19 protein-coding genes are annotated in these 22,761 nt (G+C 38.3%); all 19 read left to right on the forward strand.

The features are described 5' to 3' along the window. The first annotated feature begins 33 nt into the window (after positions 1 to 33). Positions 34 to 2,196: a peptidase domain-containing ABC transporter gene (locus B3E92_RS20775; RefSeq protein WP_286898117.1), complete on the forward strand. Its 2,163-nt coding sequence runs from the start codon at positions 34 to 36 to the stop codon at positions 2,194 to 2,196. A gap of 17 nt (positions 2,197 to 2,213) precedes the next feature. Then, positions 2,214 to 3,560: a TolC family protein gene (locus B3E92_RS20780; RefSeq protein ID WP_286850964.1), complete on the forward strand. Its 1,347-nt coding sequence runs from the start codon at positions 2,214 to 2,216 to the stop codon at positions 3,558 to 3,560. A gap of 7 nt (positions 3,561 to 3,567) precedes the next feature. Beyond that, a complete protein-coding gene (locus tag B3E92_RS20785) occupies positions 3,568 to 3,900 on the forward strand; it encodes a hypothetical protein (protein WP_070566309.1) in 333 nt (110 codons plus the stop codon). Positions 3,901 to 3,990: 90 nt separating this feature from the next. Beyond that, the gene (locus tag B3E92_RS20790; protein WP_175441997.1) at positions 3,991 to 4,167 is read left to right on the forward strand and encodes a hypothetical protein; all 177 of its coding nucleotides are present in this window, start codon (positions 3,991 to 3,993) and stop codon (positions 4,165 to 4,167) included. A 12-nt stretch (positions 4,168 to 4,179) separates the two neighbouring features. After that, positions 4,180 to 4,344: a hypothetical protein gene (locus B3E92_RS20795; protein WP_157625908.1), complete on the forward strand. Its 165-nt coding sequence runs from the start codon at positions 4,180 to 4,182 to the stop codon at positions 4,342 to 4,344. Positions 4,345 to 4,424: 80 nt separating this feature from the next. Continuing rightward, positions 4,425 to 5,018: a CPBP family intramembrane glutamic endopeptidase gene (locus B3E92_RS20800; protein WP_070566311.1), complete on the forward strand. Its 594-nt coding sequence runs from the start codon at positions 4,425 to 4,427 to the stop codon at positions 5,016 to 5,018. 468 nt (positions 5,019 to 5,486) lie between these two features. Further along, positions 5,487 to 6,092, forward strand: coding sequence for a DUF3267 domain-containing protein (locus B3E92_RS20805; RefSeq protein ID WP_070566313.1), 606 nt, complete (start codon positions 5,487 to 5,489; stop codon positions 6,090 to 6,092). A gap of 146 nt (positions 6,093 to 6,238) precedes the next feature. Beyond that, positions 6,239 to 6,370, forward strand: a complete 132-nt coding sequence (locus tag B3E92_RS20810; protein WP_262896115.1) for a hypothetical protein — start codon at positions 6,239 to 6,241, stop codon at positions 6,368 to 6,370. 19 nt (positions 6,371 to 6,389) lie between these two features. Continuing rightward, positions 6,390 to 7,238: a TraB/GumN family protein gene (locus tag B3E92_RS20815; protein ID WP_157698365.1), complete on the forward strand. Its 849-nt coding sequence runs from the start codon at positions 6,390 to 6,392 to the stop codon at positions 7,236 to 7,238. 194 nt (positions 7,239 to 7,432) lie between these two features. Continuing rightward, positions 7,433 to 7,603: a DUF3267 domain-containing protein gene (locus B3E92_RS24410; protein WP_368072491.1), complete on the forward strand. Its 171-nt coding sequence runs from the start codon at positions 7,433 to 7,435 to the stop codon at positions 7,601 to 7,603. Between the two features lie 231 nt (positions 7,604 to 7,834). Beyond that, the gene (locus B3E92_RS24415) at positions 7,835 to 8,260 is read left to right on the forward strand and encodes a type II CAAX prenyl endopeptidase Rce1 family protein (protein WP_376747257.1); all 426 of its coding nucleotides are present in this window, start codon (positions 7,835 to 7,837) and stop codon (positions 8,258 to 8,260) included. Positions 8,261 to 8,722: 462 nt separating this feature from the next. Continuing rightward, complete coding sequence (locus B3E92_RS20820; protein ID WP_145329983.1) at positions 8,723 to 9,829, forward strand: hypothetical protein; 1,107 nt, start codon at positions 8,723 to 8,725, stop codon at positions 9,827 to 9,829. A gap of 299 nt (positions 9,830 to 10,128) precedes the next feature. After that, positions 10,129 to 11,241: a hypothetical protein gene (locus B3E92_RS20825; protein ID WP_286898118.1), complete on the forward strand. Its 1,113-nt coding sequence runs from the start codon at positions 10,129 to 10,131 to the stop codon at positions 11,239 to 11,241. Positions 11,242 to 11,595: 354 nt separating this feature from the next. Continuing rightward, positions 11,596 to 12,039, forward strand: a complete 444-nt coding sequence (gene rplK, locus B3E92_RS20830; protein ID WP_286775308.1) for a 50S ribosomal protein L11 — start codon at positions 11,596 to 11,598, stop codon at positions 12,037 to 12,039. A gap of 22 nt (positions 12,040 to 12,061) precedes the next feature. Next, positions 12,062 to 12,760 carry a 50S ribosomal protein L1 gene (rplA, locus tag B3E92_RS20835; protein ID WP_046672240.1) on the forward strand — a complete coding sequence of 233 codons (699 nt, stop codon included), beginning with the start codon at positions 12,062 to 12,064 and terminating at the stop codon, positions 12,758 to 12,760. A 2-nt stretch (positions 12,761 to 12,762) separates the two neighbouring features. Next, entirely contained in the window at positions 12,763 to 13,281 is a 519-nt protein-coding gene (gene rplJ, locus B3E92_RS20840) for a 50S ribosomal protein L10 (protein ID WP_046672239.1), read from the forward strand. A 78-nt stretch (positions 13,282 to 13,359) separates the two neighbouring features. Beyond that, positions 13,360 to 13,737 carry a 50S ribosomal protein L7/L12 gene (gene rplL, locus B3E92_RS20845; RefSeq protein WP_002992785.1) on the forward strand — a complete coding sequence of 126 codons (378 nt, stop codon included), beginning with the start codon at positions 13,360 to 13,362 and terminating at the stop codon, positions 13,735 to 13,737. Positions 13,738 to 13,905: 168 nt separating this feature from the next. Next, positions 13,906 to 17,715, forward strand: coding sequence for a DNA-directed RNA polymerase subunit beta (rpoB, locus tag B3E92_RS20850; RefSeq protein ID WP_046672286.1), 3,810 nt, complete (start codon positions 13,906 to 13,908; stop codon positions 17,713 to 17,715). 71 nt (positions 17,716 to 17,786) lie between these two features. Beyond that, a complete protein-coding gene (gene rpoC, locus B3E92_RS20855) occupies positions 17,787 to 22,064 on the forward strand; it encodes a DNA-directed RNA polymerase subunit beta' (RefSeq protein WP_070566328.1) in 4,278 nt (1,425 codons plus the stop codon). The last annotated feature ends 697 nt before the right edge of the window (positions 22,065 to 22,761 follow it).

Consider the following 22,761-nt stretch of genomic DNA (forward strand, 5'->3'; position numbering starts at 1 on the left):
TTTCTTTATTAATCTGACAACAGTAAATTTGTAATGAAAAAATCTCCTGTTTGCATTAAGCAGCACGATATCCGTGACTGTGGGGCGGCCTGTCTGGCTTCTATTGCGGGCTATTATGGTACACATATTCCTATTGCCAAGATTAGACAATTCTGTCACACCGATACGCGTGGTACCAATGTGTTAGGTATGGTTCAAGGACTGCAACAAATGGGTTTTAATGCCAAAGGTGTCAAGGGCGCTATAGATGCCATTCCGCAGATACCTTTACCAGCAATTGCCCATGTTGTGCTAAAAGAGCAGCTCCAACACTATGTGGTAATCTATCAGGTGGAAAAGGATAAAATTACGGTGATGGATCCTGGTTTGGGAAAAGTAGAAAAATATACCTTTGAGGCCTTTCAGAAGATTTGGACTGGGGTGTTGATCTTAATGGAACCCAATGAATATTTTGAACAGAAAAATGAGAAGATCGATGTTTACAAGAGATTCTGGAATCTGATCCGGCCGCATCGCTCGGTGATCGTTCAGGCACTGGTGGGAGCTGCTGTGTATACGCTGCTGGGGCTTTCAACATCGTTTTACATTGAGAAAATTACCGATTATGTACTGGTCGATGGCAATCTGCGCTTATTGAACCTTCTTTCGATCGGTATGTTGGTCATTCTGATTTTTCAGTTGCTCATTGGTACATTGAAAAGTGTCATGGTCCTGCAGACGGGGCAAAGGATCGATAAATACCTGATTTTGGGTTACTATAAGCACTTGCTGAGCCTTCCGCAACGCTTCTTTGATACAATGAAAGTAGGCGAGATTATATCGCGGGTCAATGATGCAGTCAAAATTCGTGCTTTTATCAACGATGTAGCCATACAAGCGGTCGTTAATGTGTTGATCGTAGTCTTTTCCTTTGCGCTTATGTTTACCTACTTCTGGAAGCTGGCTTTGATCATGTTGCTTGTTATCCCTTTTTATCTTGGGGTCTATTGGCTTTCGAATAAACTGAACAAAAAAGTAGAGCGCCGGATGATGGAAGAAGGGGCCGAACTGGAATCTCATCTGGTCGAATCGCTCAATTCGGTCAAGACTATCAAGCAGTTTGGCATTGAAACTTATTTTAATAGTGGTACAGACAATCGGTTTTCGCATGTATTGAAAACCATTTATGCCTCGGTGATGAATGGCTTGTTTTCCAGTACCTCTGGCGAGTTATTGTCACGGTTATTTACCATTATCCTCTTATGGGTTGGCTCATACTATGTGATCGAACGTACGATCACACCGGGAGAACTACTCTCATTTTACGCCCTGATCGGTTATTTTACAGGTCCGGTGACGCAATTGATCGGCATGAACAAGACATTGCAAAATGCATTGATTGCAGCAGATCGCCTGTTTGAAATTATGGATCTGGAGCGCGAAGAATCAGAAGAAAAATTACAGCTTACTTCGGATCTGGTTGGGGATATTGTCTTTGATAATGTTCGTTTTTCTTACGGATCACGGGTAGAGGTATTCCGAAATTTTAGCTGCCGGATACAACAGAGCAAGATGACGGCTGTGATCGGAGAAAGTGGAAGCGGTAAGACTACGCTGGGAGCGCTTATTCAACAGCTGTATCCATTACAGGAGGGGAAGATTTCTATTGGGCAATACGATCTGAACTATATTTCGAAGAGCTCCCTTCGGGAACGCATTGCCATCGTGCCCCAGCAGATCGATCTTTTTTCGGGTAACGTCGTTAGCAATATTGCCGTCGGAGAAGATATTCCCAATTTTCAGCGGCTATTGCAAGTAGTCAATGAATTGGACATGATGTCTTTTATTGAAAAGCTGCCAGCTGGTTTTGAAACCCAGCTGGGTGAAAATGGATCCATGCTATCCGGTGGACAGCGGCAACGAATTGCCATTGCACGAGCATTATACCGCAATCCGGACATTCTGATTTTAGACGAAGCAACTTCAGCTTTGGATACTTCAACAGAACAGGTAATCCAGCGGGCATTCCGTCGCTTTAAAGATTCGGGTAAGACGATGATTGTGATTGCCCATCGGTTGAGTACGATTGCCGAGGCCGATACCATTATGGTGCTTAAAGATGGTGTACTTATCGAACAAGGGGAGCATAATCAGTTGTTAGCCCAAGAGTCTGCCTATAAGGATATGTGGAAAAAGCAATCGATCGTGTTAAACTAACTGTTGTTTTTTATTCAATGATGAACAATTATCAAAGAAGTAGGATAAAGTGTTGGTTTATTACTATAAACATACTGTTATCTACGAATGTACTGGCGCAGCGAGCCTGGACTTTACAGGATTGTATCGACTATGCTGTGGCTCATAATCTGCCGATCAAACAGCAGGACATCAAGGCTAAGATAAAAGTGCTGGATCAGGAAATGGCAGTGCGGGAACGCTTGCCAAGTGTGAGCGGCTACGCAAATGGTTATACCACTTTTGGATCATCACAGGATGTGTTTGGTACGATTCGGCGCAATGACAATCTGAATAGCAACATGGGGATCAATGCGGAGCTGACCCTATACCAATATAACTATTTTCGAAACCAGGCCAAGAAAGCTGCTTCCGAAGCGGAACAGGAACATATCGAAAAAGAGATATTGAAACGGAATCTTACCGTTCAGCTGATGGAAGCCTATCTGCAGACCTTGCTGGCTCAGGCACTGCTGGTCTCACAGGATTCGGCCATGCAGTTTTCACAGCAACTCTTGGATAAGGCCCAGAAAAGTACGGCGGTAGGGGCAACAGCAGTGTCGGTAGTTGCCGAAGCAAAAGCCAATCTGGCACGGGAGAAACAGCAATACCAACAATATCACAAAGATAGACAACAGTCCTTGCTCAAACTAGCCCAGCTGATGAACTACCCGGACTATAATAACTTAAGCCTGGCTGTCCCAGTAGCGGAGAGTGATCTTCTGCAAGAGCATACTTTTTCGGATATATCGAACCTGCGGGAAGAAGCTTATTTGCATAATCCGGTATTTGCTAAGTTTCGAAGTCAAGCTGTTGGACTTGAGGTCGAGTCCAAGTTGGTTAAAGCAGCGTTATTTCCGACGGTAAAGGGATCCGCTGGCTTGGGAAGTACCTATTTCAATGCTTTTAAAGCGGACAATACGCGATCTTTTTTTGTACAGAGTAAAGACAACTTTGCCCAGCAGCTCGCTGTGACGGTTTCGGTGCCCATCTTCAACAAAGGAAAAACAAAACGTCAGTTGAAGCAGATCGACTTGAACCAGCAAAATATACAATTGGCGATTGATAATGAAAAGTTTGCTCAGCAGCAGATCTTAGATAAGCTATTGCTTGAATTGGATGAGAACAGAAAGCAATATGGTATTGCGGTAGAAGCGAGCACGGCAACAGCGCAATCTTTGGATTACACCTTGCGGAGTTTTGAAGCGGGCAAGGCATCGATCTATGATGTCAATACGAGTAAAAGTAATTTGATTAAAGCGGAGTCGGAAACGATCCGCAGCAAATATACTGTGGTGTTCAATCAGCTCATGCTGCGCTATCAGATTTATGGATCGATAAATTAAAATCATTATGAAGCTATTTCAATATATAGATCGGATTAATTTGTTGGACAAGTTGATCCGCCAAAGAAGGACGGGGACGCAGTCAGAACTAGCAGTCCGCCTCGGGCTTTCTGTGTCACGATTGGCCCGTATTATTGAATATCTTAGAGATATTGGTGCTCCAATTACTTTTGATAGATCGCTTAATACGTATTACTATGAAAAAGACTATTCAATCCAAATCAAGGTAGAGGTTCAGCAGGAAAATATTCATTTGCTGGATTTAAATCAGATGAGACAAGCAAATGCGGGTGATAATTTTATTTCAAATCATTTTCTGAATGCTTTTTTTGTGCATTGAGCAAAAGTAATTTAGTAGTGTTGATCAATAGAGCAGGAATCCGAAAAGGCTAACAATAGAGTAGGGACTAATTTTTTATAAATCAAAAAAATGAATACATTAGATTTAAAAGGTTTCGGTGTTCAGGAAATGGATGCGAAAGAAATGGAAGTAATTGATGGGGGATGGTGGCAAGCTGCTTTGGGGACATTTTTATATAATGTCGTTGCTGATTGGAGACAAAACGTTGCTGCATTTGAAAGAGGAATAAATGGTGAAGCTTTATAAACTTGTAAATTTATGAACAAAATAGAACTAACAGAATTGACTAATTCTGAGATTATTGAAGTAAACGGTGGAGATGGTATGACAGAAGCTTTTTTTTGGGTTTTAGGTCGATTTTTTCAGGCTCAACAGAGAGATCTAGATGGATCCATTGGTGGCCCTACAGCAATTCATGGGTAATTTAGTGCTTTGAAAATAAAAACTATTTTACGTAAGAACCTAAGTACTTTACTACTTAGGTTCGTCCTAATTTTGATTTATTGAAACAAAAAATAAAACTTTTAATATTTGGTACTTTACAATCAAGTATTATATTGATTGTGTTTTTTCTATTGTTTGGCTTAGATATAGCCTCCAATACTATTACCATGTCTGATCAATTTAATATCTTTCTAATATGTATCTGTACAGCTTTTTTTGAAGAGATTGTCTTTCGGTATTATTTGATTCGCGGGTTGAGTAGATTTTTTAATAAGAAAAAATCAGTAATAATTTCCGCTGTGTTATTTGCTGCATGTCATCTAGGAAATTCTCATTTTACGACCACAGCATTTGCTTCCCATTTTCTAGGTGGTATAATTTATGCATATGCTTATATTCATACGAAATCTATATATTATCCTGTTGGATTACACTTCGGTTGGAATTATATTCAATGGTTATTTTCACTTCCAATGAGTGGAACAACAAAAAGTGGTTTATATAGTCTTATTTTGCCAACCAATGATTATTGGTTGGGAGGAAATTATGGGATAGAAGGAGGGTTTGCAAGTCTTCTGATTAGGAGTATCTTGTTTGGCGTTATCTTATTTACAGTTTCCAGATATGAAAGAAATGCACACGTGAATTATTAGGTTTCGGTTTTCTATTAATGTTAACATTTTATTTATATATGGGCCCAAAATAAGTAAAAAAGGGGAGAGTAGCATGATATTGAAATTATTAAAAAGTTGTGAATATAAGAATTATTCCATTGGATTGGGCTTTAAATTAAGATATTTAAATTATGTTGTTAGTAAAAAGTCATAACTTGATTATTATATTTGGCTATCGAATTTTTCTAATTTTGCTACTTATCCGTGCAATGGTTGCACATAATCAAAAAAATAAAGCCCGTATATAAATTAATACCACTAAATAATGATGAATCGCAGGCTATAAGAATAAACTATGGTATAAATTTATAGGAGAAAAGCATCTTCTATAAATATAATTTGAAGACATTATTACTTTTTCTACCCTAGTTCAAAGAAAGTAATGGTGTTTTGACTTGTGCTATTGGCAATTGAAGAGTAGTTGATGAGAATAATGTGAGAAAATTAATGAATGAATTAATAGATTATCCAGGGTTTGTTGTAGAGCCGAGATTGATTAGTATGTCTAAAGCTAACATGATAGGCATGTTGTTTTTCGCTGTTTTCATTCTCTTATACGGGATACCTTTTTGTTTACTGTGGGATCTAAAGGAAGAGCTGGCGGCAATTAAAGATAGCCTATATAATAAAGCTTCGAATGCATGGTGGGTTTATGGTATTGTCATTATTATCGGTGTCGTTCTTCATGAATTGATTCATGGCATTGTATTCGCATCCTTTGCGAAGCAAGGTTTCAAATCCATAAAGTTTGGAATTATTTGGAAAATGCTCACTCCATATGCTCATTGCAAAGAACCGTTACGGGTAAGACCTTATATGTTAGGTGTAGTTATGCCTTTTCTCCTTGTTGGCTTTTTACCCGCGATTTATTCAATTTTTACTGGAAATTTACCACTTTTATTTTTTGCAATTTTCTTCTCTGGTGCGGCAGTCGGAGATTTCATGATTTTAAATTTAATTTATAAAGAGAATAAAGATAACCTGGTACTTGATCATCCTACTGAGGGAGGTTGCTTTATTTTGAAAAAGGTTACTAATCCAGCGGATTTGTGATTACAAAACGATATTTGAGCTGAGATTCTAGTCTAAATACTTGTGTGATAAATTCTTAACTTCCTAATTTTTCCTTTAGCCTCACCCTTGTAATATAGATATATCCTAATGTTTATTTTTGGGACAGTAACTAAATCTAAATATTTATGGAAACTAAAACAATTTTATTATTTGTAGTAATAATAGCTATTCTGGCATTTTGTGTCTATCTGCTATCTAATGTCGGCGAATTTATTCGAGGATTTGAAGATGGTTTTAATGCGGCCAAAAATAAATAAAAACCTTAAATTTAAACGGATGAAAAAACACTTTATTCTTCTATTACTTTTTTTTATAATCACTTTTAGTGGTTTTGCGCAGGGGAATTCGATGCTGTGGAAAATCTCGGGAAATGGACTTAAACAAGATTCCTATCTGTTTGGTACGATCCACATGTTGTGCCCTGACGATTTTGAGATCAAACAAAAATGCCTGGATGCGCTTAATTCGAGTCAGAAAGTCGTATTTGAAGTGGATCTGTCGAAACCTGAAAATATGGAGGTCCTACAGGCATTTGCCGTACCTGACCCTAGTTTTATTAAAAACTTTACCGATAGCGAAGTGCGTAAAATGGATAGCGTCTTGTTGGCACAGCAGCTTTCAATTAAATTATTGGATCATGTTTCACCGGTAACAATGGCTTCCTTATTTTCAATGAAAGGCTTTAATTGTCCTGATCCAACAAAGTTGAAATCATATGAAATTGAGCTATCGGCTCTGGCCTCCGCTCAGGGTAAAACAATTGGCGAACTTGAAACAGCAGATTATCAATTCGGGTTATTGAAAGACTTGATTACGCCAAAGTTATTTATGGACTGGGTATTGCAGTTGGATAAATATCCCGCTCTAACGGCCAAAATGGTCAATGCCTATAAAAATGAAAACCTCAAAGAATTAACTGCATTGATTGAGGATCCTACATGGATGTCTGTCGAACAGAAAGAAAAGCTCTTGACAGGGCGGAATATAAACTGGACAACGATTATTCCGAATTTGATCAAAGACCAGGGTTGCTTTATTGCTGTGGGAGCTGGACACCTGTCTGGTGAAAAGGGCTTGATCTCGTTACTTAGAGCAAAAGGTTATAGCTTGACGGCAATTGATTAGGATTGTTATTTTTTGAGATAAAGGAAGTATAGTCCCTTGATAGAATACGCTTATTGTTTTTCGATGGTCTCATCGTTTTATATGGAGTGCCCTTTTATTTATTGTGGGATCTAAAGAAAGAGCTGGCGGCAATTAAAGATCGCCTATATCATAAAGTTTCGAATGCATGATGGGTTTATGGCATTGTCATTATTATCGGTGTCGTTCTTAATGAATTGATTCATGGTATTGTATTCGTATCCTTTGCGAAGCAAGGTTTCAAATCTATAAAGTTTGGAATTATTTGGAAAATGCTCACCCCATATGCTCATTGCAAAGAACCGTTACGGGTAAGACCTTATATGTTAGGTGTAGTTATGCCTTAAAGTTTTAATTTATAACTTATGAAGTCGCTTAAGATCACTATCTAAAATGAAAAACGGACAATTTACGATGTGAAAATTGTCCGTTTTAGCTGGTTAAATTATTCTTTCATAACTTACTGTTGTAAAGGTTTATCCATATAGACTTATCATACAGTTTCATCAAAAAGGAAATACATGTCAAAATATATAAATCGATTGTTGAAATTACCTGTGCTTTATTTATATACTCTTATGATAGTTTCTTATCTGAGTATTGATGTTTTGTGTCACGTAATACTTATTGATTTATTCAAGTTTGAATCGGTTTCAAATGCGGTAACTCGAGATCAAAGTATATTGAAAATATTCATATATGCACTAATTTTAGGGCCATTTTTTGAGACATTACTATTTCAATTTATACCCGTAAAACTTCTGTCTACATATGTTTTTTTTAAAAAGAAAAAAATATGGATAGTTTTAATTTCTGCCCTTCTTTTCGCTTTGACTCATTTATATAGCTCTTATTATTTCATTTATACTTTTTTGATGGGTATAAATTTAGTCTTATTCTTTTTTATTATGGAGTTTAAGAATAAAGGTTCAGGACTTTGGCATACCACATTGCTACATGCTATTATTAATCTAATGGTTTTTATCCATAAATATTTTAGATAAGAAAATTTTGGCGTGCAGTAATCGATTTCCAAAAAAATAGTCGAAATTGATGGGGGATAAGCTACATTGTACATTTTATAATGGTGTTTCTGATTGGAGCCAAAATGTTGCTATATTTGAGCGAAATCTAAATAGTTGAGCTTTATAAAAGATGTATGCTACGAACAAAGTAAAGTTAACAGAATTCTGAATATAAACTGGATAACGATTATTCCGAATTTGATCAAAGATCAGGGTTGCTTTATTACTGTGTGAGCTGGACACCTCTCTGGTGAAAAGGGCTTGATCTGGTTACTTAGAGCAACAGGTTATAGCTTGATAGTAATTGATTTTATCTATGGATTGGGTTTACATCTATTGGTGAGCTTTATAGCCGTTCTCATGAAAATATAGGTATAAAAATAATGAGTTGCGCTACAGGCATGGCCAATATAGTAGCCTTTTAGTAGGTTGACTATGCATATGAAACTAAAATTTACATTTATTCTGATCTGTTTGTTAGCCGGGCTATTATGCAAAGCGCAGATACAGTTTGTCGGCGCTCAGAATAAGTTGCCAATTCCCTCATTAAATATTTACAATGAAAAAGGGACATTGATTGGATTTACAGATAAAACTGGTGTAACTCAGTTTCTCGATAATGGAGTGAAGAAGCAAAAACTACCATTAGCAGTTACGGTACAACATATCTCCTATGAAAACAAAACCTTTTCATTAGTATCGCTGGACGATAAACAACTATATTTTTTGGAGTCAAGACCTCAAGTCTTAAAAGAAGTCACTGTTACGGCAAAGCCAAAAGAAGTCGTGGTATTGAAAGGGTATTTCCGCTCCCTAGAGACATTTGATCATCAGTATAAGTATTTTTCGGACGGAATTGTAGAGTTTTATATTCCGTTGAAGAAGGGTAAACCTAAATATAGATTGATTGATTATCGTGTGTTTGTAGATTCTATTGTCGCTAAGGATTATAATGCAAAAATGCGATCTTTCTTCCAGATTCCTAGGATTACGGAAATAGATAATAGAAAATTAGCGGATCGATTAAATGATCTCGTTAAGGAAAACGATACGTCTAGCCGTATTCGCTTGTTGAAAAAAGGAAATGAGGTAGGGCACCTGACGACAGATGCTGATCGAAGTAATGTTCAATTGTATTTGGATAAGGTGTTGCCAGATACTGTAGTGAATGAAAAACTTTTTAGCCTAGAGGCGAAGACGTTTCACGAGGTTACAATTGAAAATTATAATGCAACCGAATTAAACAGCATGACGCCTTTCAATTTAACAGCCCTTTACCAAAATATTGTTGCGTCTTTAAAACGCAAAAAGGAATACGGCCATATCCCTTGTGAGATACTTAATGAATTTTATGTCATGGAGAATGGGTATATAACGGAAGAGGAATATAAATCTAATCAAAAGGGCTTGACGAAGAGTATTTACACAACGCTCCAAAAAAGCAATTATAAGACACGATTTTGGGAGAAGTTGGAAGACTATCATATTCCAGCGATCAACGATGGACTGGTAAAACAACTTGGTGAAAATCTCCAATTGATTAATTGATATTTAACGGTAATTTGTCGCTATGTAACCACAGGTTGTGGTACAACTATATCATAATGTCTATTTTTGGGACAATAGTTAAATCTAAATAATTATGGAAATTAAGAAACTTTTAAAATTTGCAGCAGTAGTAGTGGTGCTCGCTCTCATCGTTTATGTCATCATGAATAGTAGCGCCTTTATTGATGCATTTAATGAAGGGTATAATAGGACCAGAAATAAATAAGTAGAATTATAGAAGATTATTGGATACTGTTAATCCCTAATTAATTAATAAAGGCCAAATAAAAAGGACTGAAATGAAATTTGAAATAAGAATAGGATTTATTATCGGGATATTAACGATGATTTCTGTCTTGGCCAATGCACAAATTAAAGTCATTGATAGCCTAACACAGGAACCTATAAGTGGTGTCAATCTGTATGCGGATAACGGTAGCTTACTTGGTGCAACAAATATAGCCGGAGAAGTTGTGTTGGATTCGTTGAAACAGGAAAAAACCGTGAATCTAACTTTTCAGCATGTTGCCTATAGTAGCTTGATGGTGCCTTTTTCGGAAGTAAAGACGATGGGCAAGATCAAAATAGTTCCCCGATCAATTAAGATTGATGAGGTAGCGATAGGCGATCGGAGTAAGGCTGACTATGTTGTTTTAAAAGGGTATTTTCGGAACCTTGCTTTACTTAATGATAAGATGGGATATTTTGTCGATGGCATAATTTCGTATTATATTCCACTAAAGAATAAGAAAGAAAAGGTTCGGTTTATTCTGAAGGGGTACCGCATTTTTGAAAATAAAGGTGCTACGCAAGATCTCGCAGATAAGATGGGAACTTTTTTTTCCTATAATCCAAGCGTGATCAATCTTAAAAACACTTCGATCGCCTATCAGTTGCCGAAAGGATTTCGGTTGGAGAAGGATAAAGGTCGGCGGTTTATAAAACAAGGGAGTACAAACATGGGCTTTGTACAAGTTTCCAACGAGGGAAAAGGGCAGGTATATCTAAATCGGGTAGCGCCGGGTACCTCAATTGACCGAAAGATATTTAAAATACAGGGCCGTCAACATAGTGGCGTAACGATAGAAACGTATGCGCATGTAACTCCGGATAATTTAACAATGGATCATTTGGTCAGTGTCGTGAGGTCAGCTGTCGCTAGCGTTAAGAAAAAGAGCCAAGTTGAAAATATGCCGATAGAGTCATCTGATGAATTTTATGTGCTTGAAAAGGAGTATATCTCCACAAATCAATTTACTGAATACAAAAAGCAATTTGCAAAAAGTATATTTCTGAAAGGAAGCAGTGATTATCAGCGCACCTATTGGAATGATCTCGATAGCTACGGAATCCCCGCTTTGCCTAAAGGGATTAAAGATCAATTGGGAAATATTTTAAAAATTAAAGAGTAGCCTTATCGGAGCTTACCATCGAATTATCAAAAATTGAAACCTAACCCGATGAAATACATGCTATATACGTTGGTTATTAGTGTTTTTTTTATTGTATTTGTAAATAGTTTTGATGGCTTTTATGCTCGGGGTGAATAGAGAGGTCGGTGATATATTTGAAAAATAAACGAATGGATGCCAGCTTTTTAAAAAAAGTATAAATTCCTGAAAAATTAAAAGTTAGATACTTGCAGGATTCAAATCTTCTTATTAACTTTGCACCTCGGTTGGGGTGTTACGTCCTGGCCGATGAATGTTACGTTATTTGCTTCCAACTTACTAACAGACATTTAACAAAATTAAATTCAAAACAAAATGGCAAAAGAAGTCAGTGCGTTAGTAAAATTACAAGTTAAGGGCGGAGCTGCGAATCCTTCACCTCCAGTAGGACCTGCATTAGGTGCTAAAGGTGTGAATATCATGGATTTCTGTAAGCAGTTTAACGCTCGTACGCAAGACAAACCAGGTCAAATATTGCCTGTTGTCATTACAGTTTACGCTGATAAATCATTTGATTTTATCATCAAGACTCCACCGGTAGCAGTTCAGTTGAAAGACGCTGCGAAATTAAAAAGTGGATCTGGCGAGCCTAACCGTAAAAAAGTTGCGGCTATCACTTGGGAACAAGTTGAGACAATCGCTAAAGATAAAATGCCTGATTTAAATGCATTTACTGTAGAGGCTGCTATGAAAATGGTAGCTGGTACAGCACGTAGTATGGGTATTACTGTATCAGGTAATGCTCCTTGGAACAATTAATTAAGAAATCAATTTAAGAAAAGTGGCTAGATTAACAAAAAATCAAAAAGCGGCACTATCCAAAATTGAAGCTGGTAAAGCATACTCTTTGAAAGAAGCTTCGGCTTTAGTTAAAGAAATCTCATTGACCAAATTTGATGCTTCTGTGGATATCGACGTTCGTTTGGGCGTAGATCCTCGTAAAGCAAATCAAATGGTTCGTGGTATTGCAACATTACCTCACGGTACTGGTAAAACTGTTCGTGTTTTAGTTTTATGTACTCCTGATAAGGAAGAAGAAGCTAAAGCGGCAGGTGCAGACTACGTAGGTTTAGATGATTACATCAGCAAAATTGAAGGTGGTTGGACTGACGTTGATATCATTATTACTATGCCTAGTGTTATGGCTAAAGTTGGTAAATTGGGTCGTATTTTAGGTCCAAGAAACTTGATGCCTAACCCTAAAACTGGTACAGTTACAACAGAAGTTGGTAAAGCTGTAACAGATGTAAAAGGTGGTAAGATCGATTTCAAAGTTGACAAAACCGGTATCATCCATACTTCTATTGGTAAAGCGTCGTTCGATGCAGATAAGATATATGATAACGCACTAGAGGTATTACAAACTCTAGCTCGTTTGAAACCATCTGCAGCTAAAGGAACTTACTTTAAAAGTATTCACATTTCCTCAACTATGAGTCCTGGTATTCATATTGAGACTAAATCAGTAGCAGGTATTTAATCATGAGAAAAGAAGAAAAACAAGAAATTGTTCTAGCTTTGGCCGAACAGATTAAATCTTACGGTAACTTCTACATTACCGATACTGCTGAGTTGTCAGTTGAAAAAGTGAATAACATTCGTCGTAAATGTTTTGAACAAGGCATCGAGATTAAAGCTGTAAAAAACACTTTAATCAAGAAAGCATTAATCGAAGCTGGTGTTGATGAAGAAGAAATCTTTGGAACGCTTAAAGGAGCGTCTACAATGATGTTTTCAGAAGTCGCTAATGCGCCTGCGAAATTAATCAAAGAATTGCGTAAATCAGGTGAAAAACCGTTGTTAAAAGCGGCTTTCATTGAAGCAACTGCATTCGTTGGAGATAATCAATTAACTGCATTAGTTAATCTTAAATCTAAAAACGAACTTATTGCGGACGTTATCGCAGCCTTGGAATCTCCTGCGAAAAATGTTATTTCAGCTCTTCAATCAGGAGGAAATACTGTTGCAGGTTTAGTAAAAGCTTTAGAAGAAAGAGGTTAACGAATCCTCTAGAACAGAAACATTCGTTACAATTTAATTAACAATTTTTATAAAGTACATTCAAAAATTCAAAATAAAATGGCAGATTTAAAACAACTTGCTGAACAGTTAGTTAACTTAACAGTAAAAGAAGTTAAAGAATTAGCTGATATCTTAAAAGACGAGTATGGCATCGAGCCTGCTGCTGCTGCTGTTGCTGTAGCTGCTGCTCCAGCTGAAGGTGGTGCTGCTGCTGCAGAAGAGAAAACTTCATTTGACGTTATCTTGAAAGAAGCTGGTGGTCAAAAATTAGCTGTAGTTAAATTGGTTAAAGATTTAGCTGGATTAGGCTTGAAAGAAGCTAAAGATTTAGTTGACGGAGCACCTAAAGAATTAAAAGCTGGTGTATCTAAAGACGAAGCAGAAGCTTTGAAAAAACAATTAGAAGAAGCTGGTGCTGTTGTTGAGATTAAATAATCTCAACTAATTAGCCCGAAAAGGTTTAGACTCTGACGATTTTTCGTCAGAGTCTATTCCTATTTATATCAATACGCCACTATGCTGTGTATATGCTGGGCACAGTGGAAAGGTGGTTTACAGCATAAGTGTAAGCGCAGTTTTTTTAAAACTAAAATTCATATTCCCTTGGCAAACAATAATATTCAACAAGAAAGAATAAACTTTGCGACAAGTAAGAAAGTATTGGAATATCCAGATTTCTTAGATGTGCAATTGGAATCTTTCAAGGAGTTTTTTCAATTAGAAACTACTTCTGACAACCGCCATCAGGAAGGGCTGTTCAAGGTATTCTCGGAAAACTTCCCTATTTCTGATTCAAGAAACATTTTTGTGCTAGAGTTTTTGGATTATTTCATTGATCCACCACGTTATGATATCCAAGAGTGTATCGAGCGCGGCTTGACTTATAGCGTTCCTTTAAAGGCTAAGTTAAAGTTATCTTGTAATGATGAAGAACACGAAGATTTCGAAACTATTGTTCAGGATGTATATTTAGGGACTATCCCTTATATGACTCCTAAAGGTACTTTCGTGGTAAATGGTGCAGAGCGTGTCATCGTATCGCAATTACACCGTTCACCAGGCGTTTTCTTTGGTCAAAGTAGACACACAAATGGTACTAAACTTTATTCTGCAAGGGTAATTCCTTTCAAAGGATCTTGGATCGAATTTGCAACTGACGTAAATAACGTCATGTATGCGTACATCGACCGTAAAAAGAAATTCCCAGTTACGACCTTATTGCGTGCTATCGGTTACGATTCGGATAAAGATATCTTAGAATTGTTCGATTTAGCGGATGAAGTAAAAGTTAGTAAATCTGGTCTTAAAAAATATGTTGGTCGTCGTCTTGCGGCTAGGGTATTGAAAAAATGGGTAGAAGATTTCGTGGATGAGGATACAGGTGAAGTTGTATCTATCGACCGTAACGAAATTATCCTTGAGCGTGAAACTGTTCTAGAAGAAGATCACATTGATTTGATTATCGAAGCTGGCGTTAAGTCTATTATCTTAGCGAAAGATGATGAATCAAACAATGCGGACTATTCTATTATATATAACACTTTACAAAAAGATACGTCCAACTCAGAAAAAGAAGCGGTAGAACATATCTATCGTCAATTGCGTAACGCTGAACCACCAGATGAGGAAACTGCTCGTGGTATCATCGATCGTTTATTCTTCTCTGACAAACGTTACGATTTAGGTGATGTAGGTCGTTACCGTATCAATCGTAAGTTGAAGTTGGGAACTCCGGACGATACGAAAGTATTAACCCGTGAGGATATCATTGCGATTGTGAAGTATTTGATCAATTTGATCAACTCTAAAGCTGAAGTAGATGATATTGACCACTTGTCAAACCGTCGTGTACGTACTGTAGGTGAACAATTATATGCTCAATTTGGTGTAGGTCTATCTCGTATGGCCCGTACAATCCGTGAGCGTATGAACATTCGTGATAATGAGGTGTTTACGCCGACCGATTTGATTAATGCTCGTACACTTTCGTCCGTAATCAATTCGTTCTTTGGTACAAACCAGTTGTCTCAGTTCATGGACCAGACTAATCCTCTTGCTGAAATTACGCATAAGCGTCGTTTGTCAGCTTTAGGTCCAGGTGGTCTTTCTCGTGAGCGTGCAGGTTTCGAGGTTCGTGACGTTCACTATACACACTACGGTCGTCTTTGTACAATTGAAACTCCTGAGGGTCCAAACATCGGTTTGATCTCCTCATTGGCTGTACATGCGAAAATTAACCACTTAGGATTTATCGAGACTCCTTACCGTAAGGTAAAAGATGGGGTTGTTGTGGTTGACGAGCCAGTCGTATATTTATCTGCTGAGGATGAAGATGGTAAAACAATCGCACAAGCGAATGCTTTGTATGATGACAAAGGTAATTTCGAAGATGCGAAAGTGAAAGCCAGATATGAGGGTGACTTCCCAATTATCGAGCCTAATATGCTTGATTATATGGACGTTGCTCCAAACCAAATTACATCTATTGCGGCTTCATTAATTCCTTTCTTGGAACATGATGATGCCAACCGTGCATTGATGGGATCGAACATGCAACGTCAGGCCGTGCCTGTATTGCGTCCACAAGCTCCTATCGTAGGTACTGGTCTTGAAGGTCGTGTAGCGAAAGATTCACGTACATTGATCAATGCGGAAGGTCATGGTGTAGTAGAATATGTAGATGCTGATGAAATCAAAATCCGTTACGACAGAAACGACGATGATCGTCTTGTATCATTCGATGATGATGTCAAAACGTATAAATTGATCAAATTCAAGAAAACCAACCAAAATACATGTATGAACTTGAAACCTATCGTTAAGAAAGGTCAACGAGTTGAACCAGGACAGGTATTATGTGAAGGTTATGCAACTGAAAATGGTGAATTGGCATTAGGTCGTAACTTGAAAGTAGCATTCATGCCTTGGCAAGGATATAACTTTGAGGATGCGATCGTAATTTCTGAGCGTGTAGCGAAAGAAGACTGGTTTACTTCTCTTCACATTGAAGAATTCGAACTTGAAGTTCGTGATACAAAACGTGGTGAAGAAGAGTTAACAGCTGATATTCCTAACGTATCTGAAGAAGCGACAAAAGACTTAGACGAAAACGGTATTATCCGTATCGGTGCTGAAGTTGGTGGTGGTGATATCTTAATTGGTAAAATCACACCTAAAGGTGAGTCAGATCCTTCTCCAGAAGAGAAATTATTACGTGCAATCTTTGGTGACAAAGCTGGTGACGTGAAAGATGCTTCATTGAAAACTCCACCATCATTAAAAGGTGTTGTTATTGATACGAAGTTATTCTCGCGTGCGAAGAAAATGTCTAAAGAGGTTGAGCGTAAAACTTTAGAGAAACTAGAGGTTGCTCACGATAGAGCAGTTAAATCATTGAAAGATCGTTTGGTTGAAAAATTATTCACTGTCGTGAATGGTAAAACAAGCCAAGGGGTATACAATGTCTATAAAGAGTTGTTGGTTGCTAAGGGAGCTAAGTTTACGCAAAAAATCCTGGCTGAATTAGATTACAACAACATCAACCCAATGGGATGGACAACTGACGAAGATAAAAACGAGTTGATCAAAATGGCTCTTCATAATTACAATATCAAGATTAATGAAGAGTTAGGTTCATTCAAACGTGATAAATTCGCAGTATCTGTCGGTGATGAACTTCCATCAGGAATTGTGCAGATGGCTAAAGTTTACGTTGCTAAAAAACGTAAGTTGAAAGTAGGGGATAAGATGGCCGGTCGTCACGGTAACAAAGGTATCGTTGCACGTATCGTACGTGATGAGGATATGCCATTCTTAGAAGATGGAACACCAGTTGATATCGTGTTGAACCCACTAGGGGTACCTTCACGGATGAACTTGGGACAGATCTACGAGACCGTATTGGGTTGGGCAGGTCAAAAATTGGGTGTGAAATTTGCTACACCTATCTTTGATGGTGCTGAAATGGATCAGGTACAAGATTGGGTTGCGAAAGCTGGCCTACCAAAATCTGGACGTACATATTTGTACAACGGATTGACAGGTGACCGTTTCGATCAACCGACGACAGTGGGTGTAATCTACATGTTGAAATTAGGTCACATGGTTGATGATAAAATGCACGCACGTTCAATCGGTCCGTACTCATTGATCACACAACAACCTCTGGGTGGTAAAGCGCAATTCGGTGGTCAACGTTTCGGTGAGATGGAGGTTTGGGCATTGGAAGCATTCGGTGCGTCTAACATCCTTCAAGAAATCTTGACTGTGAAATCGGATGACGTGGTTGGTCGTGCCAAAACTTACGAGGCAATCGTAAAAGGTAACAACCTTCCGACACCATCGGTACCAGAATCGTTCAACGTATTGGTACACGAGTTACGTGGATTGGGTCTAGATATCACATTGGATTAATTAAGCAAATAGGGCTTTGAAGGGCTTAGTCCTTCAAAGCTTCTTTATAAAGCTTTAACTTTTGAATAAGTATGTCTTACAAAAAAGATAATAAAATTAAAAGCAACTTCACTTCGATTACGATCAGCTTGGCTTCTCCAGAAACTATTTTGGAACGCTCAAGTGGTGAAGTTACAAAACCGGAAACGATTAACTATCGTACCTACAAACCAGAACGTGACGGTTTATTCTGTGAGCGCATTTTTGGTCCTGTGAAGGACTACGAATGTCACTGTGGTAAATACAAACGTATCCGTTATAAAGGTATCGTATGTGACCGTTGTGGTGTTGAAGTAACTGAGAAAAAAGTACGTCGTGAGCGTATGGGACACATCAATTTGGTTGTTCCTGTTGCACACATCTGGTATTTCCGTTCTCTTCCTAATAAAATTGGTTATTTATTGGGACTTCCTACCAAGAAATTGGATATGATCATTTACTACGAACGTTATGTGGTTATCCAAGCTGGTATTAAAGAAGAAGATGGTATCAACTTTATGGACTTCTTGACTGAAGAAGAATATTTAGATATTTTAGATACCTTACCAAAAGAAAATCAATATTTAGACGATAACGATCCTCAAAAATTCGTTGCCAAGATGGGTGCTGAGGCGTTAGAAGATTTGTTGAAACGTATTGATTTGGATCAATTGTCATACGATTTACGTCACCAAGCTGCTAACGAAACTTCTCAACAACGTAAAAATGAAGCGTTAAAACGCCTTCATGTGGTTGAGGCTTTCCGTAGTTCACGTGAAAATATCGAGAATCGTCCAGAATGGATGATTGTGAAAATCGTTCCAATCATTCCACCTGAATTACGTCCTTTAGTGCCTTTGGATGGTGGTCGTTTTGCGACTTCGGATTTGAATGACTTATATCGTCGTGTGATTATCCGTAACAACCGTCTAAAACGTTTGATCGAAATCAAGGCTCCTGAAGTAATCTTACGTAACGAAAAACGTATGCTTCAAGAAGCGGTAGACTCTTTGTTTGACAACTCACGTAAAGTGAACGCTGTTAAGACAGAAGGTAACCGTGCATTGAAGTCTTTATCTGATATTTTGAAAGGTAAACAAGGTCGTTTCCGTCAAAACTTGTTAGGTAAGCGTGTGGATTATTCGGCTCGTTCGGTAATTGTTGTAGGTCCTCACTTGAAATTACACGAGTGTGGTCTTCCTAAAGATATGGCTGCAGAACTTTACAAACCGTTTATCATTCGTAAGATGATCGAGCGTGGTATTGTAAAAACAGTAAAATCAGCTAAAAAAATCGTTGATCGTAAAGATCCTGTGGTATGGGATATCCTTGAAAATGTATTGAAAGGTCACCCTGTATTGCTAAACCGTGCACCTACGCTTCACCGTTTGGGTATTCAGGCTTTCCAACCTACATTAGTAGAGGGTAAAGCTATTCAATTACACCCATTAGTGTGTACAGCGTTCAACGCCGATTTTGACGGTGACCAGATGGCAGTCCACTTACCGCTTGGTAATGCTGCAGTTTTGGAAGCCCAAATCTTAATGTTAGGTGCGCACAATATCTTAAACCCTGCGAATGGTTCTCCAATCACAGTACCATCTCAAGACATGGTATTGGGTCTTTACTATATTACTAAAGGCCGTAGAACTGCTGGCGATCACATCGTAAGAGGTCAAGATATGACTTTCTATTCGGCTGAAGAGGTTATCATCGCTTTAAATGAGAAGCAAATTGACCTTCACGCTTGGATTAAAGTAAAAACAAAAGTTAGACAAAAAGATGGTAGCATCGTTGATACCTTATTAGAAACAACTGTAGGTCGTGTGATCTTCAACCAAGTTGTTCCTGACGAAATGGGATTTGTCAATGAATTGCTTACGAAAAAATCTTTGCGTAATATCATCGGTGAAATTGTGAAGACTACGGGTATGGCCCGTGCAGCACAGTTCTTGGATGATATGAAAGAATTGGGATATCAAACGGCCTTCAAAGGTGGTCTTTCGTTCAACTTGGAAGATTTGAACATTCCTGCTGCGAAAGCTGAATTGATTCAACAAGCAACTAACGAGGTTGAAGAAGTAATGAATAACTATAACATGGGTTTCATTACAAACAACGAACGTTACAACCAAATCATCGATATCTGGACGCGTATCAACAACAGATTGACGGCACACGTTATGGATATTCTTTCGAATGATAACCAAGGATTCAACTCAGTTTACATGATGTTGGATTCTGGAGCCCGTGGTTCGAAAGAGCAGATCCGTCAGTTATGTGGTATGCGTGGTTTGATGGCGAAACCTCAAAAATCAGGTACTTCTGGTGGTGAGATTATCGAAAACCCGATCTTGTCAAACTTTAAAGAAGGTTTGTCCGTATTGGAGTACTTTATCTCTACCCACGGTGCGCGTAAAGGTCTTGCCGATACAGCATTGAAAACAGCGGATGCGGGTTACTTGACACGTCGTTTACATGACGTAGCGCAAGATATGATCGTTGTGGAACAAGATTGTGGTGGTTTACGTGGTATTTATACAACAGCATTGAAAGATAATGATGATGTTGTTGAACCATTGTTCGATCGTATTTTGGGTCGTACACCATTGCATGATGTTCTTCATCCGGATACTGACGAATTGATCGTTTCTGCAAATGAAGATATCACTGAGGAAATTGCCGAAACTATCGAAAAAGCAGGTATCGAAGGAATTGAGATTCGTACGGTATTAACTTGTGAGTCTAAGCGTGGTGTTTGTGCTTGTTGTTACGGACGTAACTTGGCGTCAGGTAAGCGTGTTCAGTTAGGTGAAGCTGTGGGTGTTATCGCCGCTCAATCAATTGGTGAGCCAGGTACACAGTTGACACTTCGTACATTCCACGTGGGTGGTACGGCATCGAACATTGCTGCTGATTCAAGTATCATTTCTAAATACGATGGTAAAATCGAATTTGAAAACGTACGTACTGTTTCGCAAACAAACGATAATGGCACACATCAGGTAGTCTTAGGACGTTCTGGTGAGGTTAAGATCATTGATGCACATAATAAAATCGTATTCCAACAAAATATCCCTTATGGTTCACAGTTGTTCGTTGAGGATGGCGGTACAGTAGCTAAAGGCGATAAATTGGTCGAATGGGATCCATATAATGCAGTAATTATTTCTGAATTTGCTGGTAAAGTTGAATTTGACGCAATTATCGAAGGTGTTACCTTCCGTGAAGAGTCAGATGAGCAAACTGGTCACAAAGAGAAGGTAATTATTGAAACACGTGATAAAACGAAAAACCCATCCATCAAGATTCTTGATAAATCGGGAGAGGTTATTCGTACCTACAATATCCCGGTAGGCGCCCACGTTGCAGTTGCTAATGGTGTAACAGTGAAAGAAGGTGGTATCCTCGTTAAAATCCCTCGTTCTACAGGTAAAACGCGAGATATCACAGGTGGTCTACCACGTGTAACGGAGTTATTCGAAGCACGTAACCCTTCTAACCCTGCTGTAGTAACAGAAATCGACGGTGTGGTAACATTGGGTGGTGTGAAACGTGGTAACCGTGAGATGTCTATCGAGTCTCGTGATGGTCAAATCAAGAAATACTTGGTACCTCTTTCTAAACATATCCTTGTTCAGGATAATGACTTTGTGAAAGCTGGTATGCCATTATCAGATGGTTCGATCTCTCCTGCGGATATCTTGTCGATCAAAGGTCCATCAGCAGTGCAACATTACATTGTGAATGGTATCCAAGAGGTATACCGTCTGCAAGGTGTGAAGATCAACGATAAACACTTCGAGACGATCGTTCACCAAATGATGCAAAAAGTTAACATCGAAGATCCAGGAGATACTCGTTTCTTAGAAAAAGAAGCCGTTAACAAATGGGATTTCATGGAAGAAAATGATTCTTTGTTTGACAAGAAAGTTGTTGTTGATGCAGGGGACTCTAATAATTTACGTCCGGGACAAATTGTTTCTTTACGTAAGTTGAGAGAAGAGAACTCTAGTCTGAAACGTCGTGACTTAAAACTTGTTGAAGTTCGTGAAGCAATTCCGGCTACTTCAAGTCCATTGTTGCAAGGTATTACCAGAGCTTCATTGGGTACGAAATCGTTCATCTCTGCTGCCTCTTTCCAAGAGACTACAAAAGTGTTGAACGAGGCTGCTATCGCAGGTAAACGTGATAACTTATTAGGTTTGAAAGAAAACGTAATTGTTGGTCACTTGATCCCTTCTGGTACAGGTATCCGTCAATACAGCAATTTAATCGTGGGCTCTCGCGAGGAGTACGATCAATTGTTGGCTTCGAAAGAAGAAGATTAATCGTTACTCGATTATTTTATATAGGAAGGTCCAGACATTCGTCTGGACCTTTTTTGTTTCGATAACGACCTTATATGATATTGAAGAAGGTCGTAAAATATATTTAGCTTGCTTTTTTAGCGGTGAAATTGCTTGTTAAGGAAGGGGGCGAACTGAAATTTATAGCAAGCAGCTTGGCCGTTTAATTGGTTAATTTTACCTGATAGGACGGTTTAAAGCATAGCTATCTTAAATGAATCGTTCAATGTTACAGTTAGTTAACTTTAATATTAAAAAATAATAAACAAAAGGCTTGGAAGTCTGCCCGAAAACTCCCTATCTTTGCACCACTCCGCAAGGGAGGGACGGTTACTTCGAGAGAAGGAGCCATGAAAAAAGAAGGGTTTAAGAGAAGTCTGGCAGGATCAAAAATCCCGCCCGGTTTAAGTTTAAACGCGGAAATCGAAAAAAGGGAAAAGAAAAAAAACTTCAAAAAGTTTTTGGAAGTTCAGAAAAGATTTCTACCTTTGCAGTCCCAACGGAAACGAAGGGAAAAACAAAAAAGATAAAGACGGCGCAATGCCATCGGAATATAGCGGATACGGAAGTTGAAGCGACAAAAGTTCTTTAAGAAAACACAATCATGTAAGCGTGACGAGTAGACAAACGAAAGTCATGAACAAATTCAAGTAATTCGTTCAATTCGATCCAAGATCAG

The sequence above is a fragment of the Sphingobacterium sp. UBA6317 genome (assembly GCF_002440385.1).
In the GTDB taxonomy this organism is placed as follows: Bacteria; Bacteroidota; Bacteroidia; order Sphingobacteriales; family Sphingobacteriaceae; genus Sphingobacterium; species Sphingobacterium multivorum.

Bases quoted from the DNA above. Each gene is read 5' to 3' on its own strand.
- B3E92_RS20775 (WP_286898117.1), top strand. From the start codon at position 34: ATGAAAAAATCTCCTGTTTGCATTAAGCAGCACGATATCCGTGACTGT.
- B3E92_RS20780 (WP_286850964.1), top strand. From the start codon at position 2,214: ATGATGAACAATTATCAAAGAAGTAGGATAAAGTGTTGGTTTATTACT.
- B3E92_RS20785 (WP_070566309.1), top strand. From the start codon at position 3,568: ATGAAGCTATTTCAATATATAGATCGGATTAATTTGTTGGACAAGTTG.
- B3E92_RS20790 (WP_175441997.1), top strand. From the start codon at position 3,991: ATGAATACATTAGATTTAAAAGGTTTCGGTGTTCAGGAAATGGATGCG.
- B3E92_RS20795 (WP_157625908.1), top strand. From the start codon at position 4,180: ATGAACAAAATAGAACTAACAGAATTGACTAATTCTGAGATTATTGAA.
- B3E92_RS20805 (WP_070566313.1), top strand. From the start codon at position 5,487: ATGAATGAATTAATAGATTATCCAGGGTTTGTTGTAGAGCCGAGATTG.
- B3E92_RS20810 (WP_262896115.1), top strand. From the start codon at position 6,239: ATGGAAACTAAAACAATTTTATTATTTGTAGTAATAATAGCTATTCTG.
- B3E92_RS20815 (WP_157698365.1), top strand. From the start codon at position 6,390: ATGAAAAAACACTTTATTCTTCTATTACTTTTTTTTATAATCACTTTT.
- B3E92_RS24415 (WP_376747257.1), top strand. From the start codon at position 7,835: ATGATAGTTTCTTATCTGAGTATTGATGTTTTGTGTCACGTAATACTT.
- B3E92_RS20820 (WP_145329983.1), top strand. From the start codon at position 8,723: ATGAAACTAAAATTTACATTTATTCTGATCTGTTTGTTAGCCGGGCTA.
- B3E92_RS20825 (WP_286898118.1), top strand. From the start codon at position 10,129: ATGAAATTTGAAATAAGAATAGGATTTATTATCGGGATATTAACGATG.
- rplK (WP_286775308.1), top strand. From the start codon at position 11,596: ATGGCAAAAGAAGTCAGTGCGTTAGTAAAATTACAAGTTAAGGGCGGA.
- rplJ (WP_046672239.1), top strand. From the start codon at position 12,763: ATGAGAAAAGAAGAAAAACAAGAAATTGTTCTAGCTTTGGCCGAACAG.
- rplL (WP_002992785.1), top strand. From the start codon at position 13,360: ATGGCAGATTTAAAACAACTTGCTGAACAGTTAGTTAACTTAACAGTA.
- rpoC (WP_070566328.1), top strand. From the start codon at position 17,787: ATGTCTTACAAAAAAGATAATAAAATTAAAAGCAACTTCACTTCGATT.